Genomic DNA, 1175 nt, shown 5'->3' with positions numbered 1-1175 from the left:
GTGGCGACGTCAGGTGCCATGCCCGGAAAGACCGGGAAGCACGTGGGATCGCCGGCAGGGACCTTGTCGATCACGGTCAACCGTGTCGGAAACGTCGTGCCATGGCGCGCATAGACCGAGCCGTCGATCGCCGCCGAGAACACAACCTGCCCCAGTTCCTGCAGTCGGACAAAGGCATCGCGCCAAGCAGGCATGTCGGGGCCAAAGCCCGCGCCGGTGATAGTGACCAGCCGCCCACTGGGAGCTAGGCGCGAGAGCGCGGAAGCGATGTGCCGGACGGCTGCGTCCTGAACTTTGCCGGTGACATTCGCTATTGCGGAAAAAGGCGGGTTCATCAGGGCGACCGAAGGCACCACGAGGGGATCGAGATGGTCATGGATCTGTGCCTCATCGAAGCGACTGACAGAAAGGGCCGGGAAGAGGGAGGAGAGGAGATCGGCTCGGGTATCGGCCAACTCGTTGAGGATCAGCTTGCCGCCGGAGATTTCGGCGAGAATGGCCAGGAGGCCAGTGCCTGCCGAAGGCTCAAGCACCATATCGTCGGGTCCAATCGCGGCAGCGGTCAGCGCAGCGAACCCGAGCGGGATCGGCGTGGAGAACTGCTGCAGCGCCTGACTTTCCTCGGAGCGGCGCGTGTGGCTGGGCAGGAGGCCGGAGATTCTCGACAGCGCTGCCAGCCGCGCCGCAGGTGCGCCAGCTWGGCGGAAGATCGCGCGGCCGTACTTCCGCAAAAACAGAACTGTCGCGGCCTCGCAGGCATCATAACCCGCCTTCCAGTCCCAAAGACCTGAGGCATCGGATGCGCCGAAGGCTGCTTCCATGGCGACACGCAGCGTCGCACTGTCAACTCGCTGCCCGCGTTCGAGAGACGGCAACAAAAGGCCAGCTGCCGCCAAGATGGCGGAAGCCGGAGCGACCGGCGCTTGCGCCAAGGTCGCTGGGGAAAGGTCGTTCATCGGGAATTCCTCAAGAGAGCGGGAACGGGTCAGGCCCGATCAGCGCTCTCTCTCACCCGCCGGACCTGACCCATCCCGGCTCCCCTTTCCCTCTTCGCGCCAGGGACAGTCGCCCGAATGGGTGGAGACTGCCTCGGCARGCTCCAGTTCGAAGGACCAGGGCCCGGTCCCGGCGGCACGCCGGGAGGTGCCAAGGCCACCAATGCCTCTCTCTACAAG

1 pseudogene is annotated in these 1175 nt (G+C 65.2%); it reads right to left on the bottom strand.

The window, feature by feature from the left end:
* Positions 1–956: pseudogene (locus AC1DVR_RS23445) on the bottom strand (methylase); the annotation flags it as partial.
* Positions 957–1175: the final 219 nt, after the last annotated feature.

This window comes from Rhodobacter sp. P2_H5, from assembly GCF_056403335.1.
The sequence above is the reverse complement of the archived record's forward strand: the minus strand, read 5'-3'. Positions and strand labels throughout refer to the sequence as shown.